4 protein-coding genes are annotated in these 4,855 nt (G+C 59.2%); 3 read left to right on the top strand and 1 reads right to left on the bottom strand.

Annotation, left to right across the window (positions count from 1 at the left end):
* Positions 1-475: MFS transporter (locus GIV26_RS26880; RefSeq protein ID WP_236282902.1), on the bottom strand; the 475-nt coding region annotated here is incomplete at its 3' end.
* A 360-nt stretch (positions 476-835) separates the two neighbouring features.
* Here GIV26_RS26880 and GIV26_RS26875 point away from each other — a divergent pair.
* The 3 genes from GIV26_RS26875 (at position 836) to GIV26_RS26865 (ending at position 4,838) form a co-directional block, all read left to right on the top strand.
* Positions 836-1,822 carry a diaminopimelate epimerase gene (locus GIV26_RS26875; protein WP_236282900.1) on the top strand — a complete coding sequence of 329 codons (987 nt, stop codon included), beginning with the start codon at positions 836-838 and terminating at the stop codon, positions 1,820-1,822.
* Between the two features lie 284 nt (positions 1,823-2,106).
* The gene (gene tssI / locus GIV26_RS26870; RefSeq protein ID WP_236282898.1) at positions 2,107-4,002 is read left to right on the top strand and encodes a type VI secretion system tip protein TssI/VgrG; all 1,896 of its coding nucleotides are present in this window, start codon (positions 2,107-2,109) and stop codon (positions 4,000-4,002) included.
* Positions 4,002-4,838 (top strand): DUF4123 domain-containing protein, encoded by an 837-nt coding sequence (locus tag GIV26_RS26865; protein WP_236282896.1) that lies wholly within the window; start codon positions 4,002-4,004, stop codon positions 4,836-4,838. Before tssI ends, GIV26_RS26865 begins: the two co-directional genes overlap by 1 nt.
* Positions 4,839-4,855 lie beyond the last annotated feature (17 nt).

Raw genomic sequence — 4,855 nt, 5'->3', positions numbered from 1 at the left:
CAACCCCCGCTGCGCCGACAATGCCCCCCAGGCTGAACAACCCGTGAAAGCCCGACATCATGGTTTTGCCACTGGCGCGCTCAACGATCACCGCTTGCAGGTTGACGGTGGAGTCCACGGTGCCCAGGCCCGCGCCAAACAGGAATAACCCCGCGATCAACAGCGGGATCGAACTAACAGTGGCCAGCATCGGCAGGGCCAGGCAGATCATCAGCGTCCCTGCGGTGAGCACGCGTCGGCAGCCAAAGCGAGATGCCAGCACGCCCGCAGCGGGCATCGCGATGATCGACCCCACCCCCAGGCACAACAACAGCAGGCCAAGGGTGCCTTCATTCAGATTTGCACGCGCCTTGGCGTACGGCACCAAAGGTGCCCAGGCGGCGATACCGAAACCTGCGATAAAAAAAGCGATGCGGGTCGACATCTGCTCCAGCCGCCCGGGAACCACGGGGGCAGGGGTGGGAATGGCAGTCATGAAAAATCCTTGGTTTGGCGTTCAACGAACGATGTCCGGCGCGACATCCTTGCACATCAGGCCCTCTCGAGCGAGCTGGGTTCCTTTTGTGATCAGGATTAAAAGCGCAGATTACGAGCATTTTTTTTACAAAAAATGGAACGCTTTGTCGTGGGGTAACCACGTAGGAATGGTCGAACCTGTAGGAGGTGGTCCGGAAGGTGTGTACTCCCTGCAGGAGTGGCTGAACCCCAGGTTCTTGCAGTGGCTTACTGCCTTTGCGCCCACCTCCCACAGATCGACCGTTCTGTAATACGCTGCTGTCCCGATGGTCGATAAGTGAGCGGACGAACCGATGAAAAATCTCTGGCTGGCGTGGTCATGACTCGGTTCTACGATGCACGCGGAAATATCTATGGGGTGGTCAGCCCGGCCCATTTGCGCGGTCTGGGTATCGATGTGCCCGACAACGCCCGCTTGGCTGCAAGCACGCGCAAGATGTGGGCCGCGTCGGCCATTGCGTCCGAATGTGGCTGGGGTGCATTACCACCACCGGCCGGTGCAAAGGCGTATCGCTGTGATGGTTTGTTAGTCGGGCCATTTCAAGCACGGCCACCGTTTGATCTGCTGATCATCAATACCGACAGTTCTCTCGCCGAACGCAGTGGTAATGGCCTGACCATTTTTGCCCAGGCGTTAACCGACCAGGGGTTAATGGTGCACGGTAGCGAGTTGCGGGTGTATCACGACAAGCCGGATGCGGTATCGCCCGTGATCACCTGTGTCGAGCCGGCGAAGCATGAACAGGTGCCAGGCTTCTGGCTGGCGTTGGGCAGGCCCGAGTTTGGCCCCTTGGCGGTGGGGGCGGTCGGTGTGAGCCCTGTGGTCGCGGCACATCATGAATTCAGCCGCGTGGCGGCATTGGCGTCGATCAATGCGCAATGGGGAAACAGCCAATTTGTCCGGATAGGCAACCCTCATTGTGTGACGCTGGTTGAGGATGTGTCGGCGTTGCCGGGTAATGACACGATGCACCAGTTGGCACTTTTCAATCGGTTGAGGGCCATCGCTTTTGCACCGCCGGCAGGGTGCGGGCAACTCTGTGTTGGCGGGGTCAACCTGCAATGGGTTGCTCGAGACGCTGGCAATCGAGTCATCGCGCGCGTATTTGAGCGAGGAGAGGGGCCTACGGCGTCTTCGGGGACCAGCGCCAGTGCAGTAGCATGCGCGGCATGGCGCGCGGGTTGGATTGAGGGTGACGACGTAACGGTGGTGATGCCGGGTGGCACGGCGCCAGTGCGATTGCAGACCGAGTCTGGAAATGTGCTGAGTGTGAGTCTTTTCGGGACGGCGCGACTAACTATTTAGACCTCGGAACAGCAGGCGCCTTGAATTAGTGTCAGTCGTTTCCTTAAAACTTGGTTATAAAGAGACAAGCAACAGTCCGCGTTTTCTGTTTGTTATGGGAAGTATTAATATTTTGTAAAAAGACACTTCCATCCTCGCTGTACGAAACTTCTTTTTTATTCAATGCAGGCCGAAAATCGCCTGAAATCGCTAAGCTTGAGCATGTTCAGGTGCTTTTTTCCAATCCAGTTGGCGTTGGCGAAAGAGAGTCGTTCAATCGAAAAGTTGATGGCGGGTAACAAAGGATGGTTAACAAGTTTCTTTCGTCATGTTTCAAATTGATCCTTTCAGAAATAAATACAGATCTTCAGGTAGTAGCGTTCAAAGGCAGCGAAGCCCTCGATCAACCTTACTTCATACAGGTGCAGTTAGTCAGCGAAGATCCTTCTCTTGACCTGGAGGCATTGCTTCATAAACCCGCCTATCTGGACTTCGGGGAAGCAGGGCAGGGCCTGCATGGGTACGTCTACGCCATCGGTCGGGACGATCCCGGTGCGCGACTCACCCGTTATCACATCACGCTGGCTCCACGTCTGGCATCCCTTGCCCATCGGTGCGACCAGCGGATTTTCCAGCAGCGCAGCGTACCGCAGATCATTGCGACGGTCCTCGAACACCACGGCATCTTCTCTGACGCCTATGCCTTTGAACTCGGGCCGGTGGTGTATCCGCCACGCGCGTTTTGCGTGCAGTACAGGGAGTCCGACCTGCATTTTATCCAGCGGCTGTGTGAAGAGGAGGGCATCCACTATCACTTTCGTCACAGCGTGGACAATCATCTGCTGGTGTTCGGTGATGACCAGACAGTATTTCGACGGTTGCCGGTGCAGCGGTATTGCTCGTCGCCTGATCCGGTGCTCCAGAGCCGTGTTGTACAGCGCTTCGACCTGCGATTGGAGACGCGCAGCCGGCGCACTGTACGCCGTGACTATGACTTCGAGCACCCTTCATTTCGCCTGCAAAAAGAGGCCGGTGCCGTGCAGGCGCAAACTTTGGAAGACTATGCCTACCCTGCCGGTTTTAAGGGGCATGCGCGCGGCGCGCAGCTGGCGCGACGCGGCCTGGAGCGTCACCAGCGTGATCGCCACAGGGTGTTGGGCAAGAGCGATCAGCCGGCATTGTGCAGTGGTCACTTCCTTGAGCTATGTGATCACCCCGACCCACTCTGCAACGATTTATGGCTGCTGACTTCGGTGCGTCATGAGGGTTACCAGCCGCAGGTGTTGGAGGAGTCGATAGTTGAGTCCAGTGGATTCCAGGGCTATCGCAACCGATTCACCGCGACACCCTGGCGTGCAGTGCATCGACCGGCCCTCAAGCATCCCAGGCCAACGATCAGTGGCAGCCAGACCGCGACGGTAACCGGGCCTGCGGACGAAGACGTGCATTGCGATGCCTATGGTCGGGTGAGGGTGCGCTTTCATTGGGATCGTGTGGACAACCGCGAGGGGGCGAGCAGCTGCTGGCTGCGCGTGGCGTCCGGTTGGGCGGGGGACGGGTTTGGGGCCATGGTGATTCCACGGGTAGGCATGGAAGTGCTGGTGAGCTTTCTGGAGGGCGACCCGGACCACCCTCTCGTCATGGGCTGCCTGCCCAATGCATCACACCTGCCAGCCTATCCCTTGCCGCAGCACAAGACACGCAGCGTGCTGCGTAGCCGCAGCTCACCGGATGGCGGAGGGGCTAACGAGCTGCACGTTGAAGATCGACGCGGCGAAGAGCTCATCTACCTGCACGCCCAGCGTGATTTGGAACAACGGGTGGGTCATGACAGTCGCCTGGAGGTTGAGGGCGATAGCCTGACTCGCGTTGGCCAGAGTCTGGTGATCGAAGCTGGGCTGCAGGTTCACCTCAAGGCCGGTGCCAGCCTGGTCATTGAGGCCGGTGCGCAACTGAGCTTGATGGCTGGCGGGGAACACTTGGTGATGCAAGCGGGCAGTATCTCAAGCAGCAGGCCCCTTACCCAGGCCGGTTCGTCGGTCGCAAACAGTTCGGCGAGCCCGGCTTTGTTCGCTGGCGCGCAGTTGTCGGCAGTGCAAAGCGTCGTCATGGACTTGGCCAGGCAACTTGACGCGGACTTTTGCCCCCTGTGCGAGCGCTGTCGCGAAGGCCTGTGCGATATCACGCAGAGGGCGGCTTGATGGACAGCTTGCCCCGTCGTTGGATGGCTCAACAGCTGCAGAACGGGCACCGATTGTGTCTGATAGTGGAAGGTGGCCACGAGGCTCGCCAGCCTCTATTGGCAGGTTGCGCCCCGTCGCACTATTGCAATCTCTATAGCGATACCGCCGCGGCGGAGCTGGCGAGTTCTGGCCCGATCATCCTCTTGCTTGAGCAGATCAATGAACCCGCCCTGGCTGATCTGTTGCAACACCCCGAGTCAAACTGGGGGTGGCTCGCGAGCTTGTCGGCTACCGACTTGACGGATGTGGCGCGCCATTGGCGCGAAAGGCTCCTGACAGGGCCGGAGGGCCAGCAGGCGCTTTACCGCATTCACGACAACCGCACCTTGGCCCGCGCCCTGGCCTATCTGGCCAAAGAGCATTGGCCGGTCTACCTCGGGCCGCTGATCAGTGTGTGCTATTGGCACGAAGGCCATTGGTGCCATCACGAAAACCCTGCACCGGGCGATTACCCAGCGCCTCGGCTCCCGCCTTGGCTCGATACACCCAATCCCCAGGCCGAAGCCATCCTGAACGCCAATATCCTGCGTTACCTGTTGGCGGAACACAGTGAAGACCTGGCGGCATTGGTCGAATTCCAAGACCCAAGGATTTGGCTGGCCCAGGTACTGGCGCAGGCGCGCGCTTGGCAATGGCGGGAGCCGGAGAAGCTCGAATTTCTGGTGGTGCGTCGTTTGGCAGAGGCGACCCGAAGCAGTGTTATCCATTGGCAGCCGAGGGCCGGCGAGGCGCCAGGGGAGCATTTTGAACGAGTGGTGGAGCAGTGGCGTAGGGAGGGGGGGAGTGGTGAATAGATGGATGGGAGGGGTGT

The organism is Pseudomonas sp. PA-1-3F (assembly GCF_021609665.1).
Lineage (GTDB): Bacteria > Pseudomonadota > Gammaproteobacteria > Pseudomonadales > Pseudomonadaceae > Aquipseudomonas > Aquipseudomonas paracarnis.
This window is presented reverse-complemented; position numbering and strand designations above follow the sequence as displayed.

Bases quoted from the DNA above. Each gene is read 5' to 3' on its own strand.
- GIV26_RS26875 (WP_236282900.1), top strand. From the start codon at position 836: ATGACTCGGTTCTACGATGCACGCGGAAATATCTATGGGGTGGTCAGC.
- tssI (WP_236282898.1), top strand. From the start codon at position 2,107: ATGGTTAACAAGTTTCTTTCGTCATGTTTCAAATTGATCCTTTCAGAA.
- GIV26_RS26865 (WP_236282896.1), top strand. From the start codon at position 4,002: ATGGACAGCTTGCCCCGTCGTTGGATGGCTCAACAGCTGCAGAACGGG.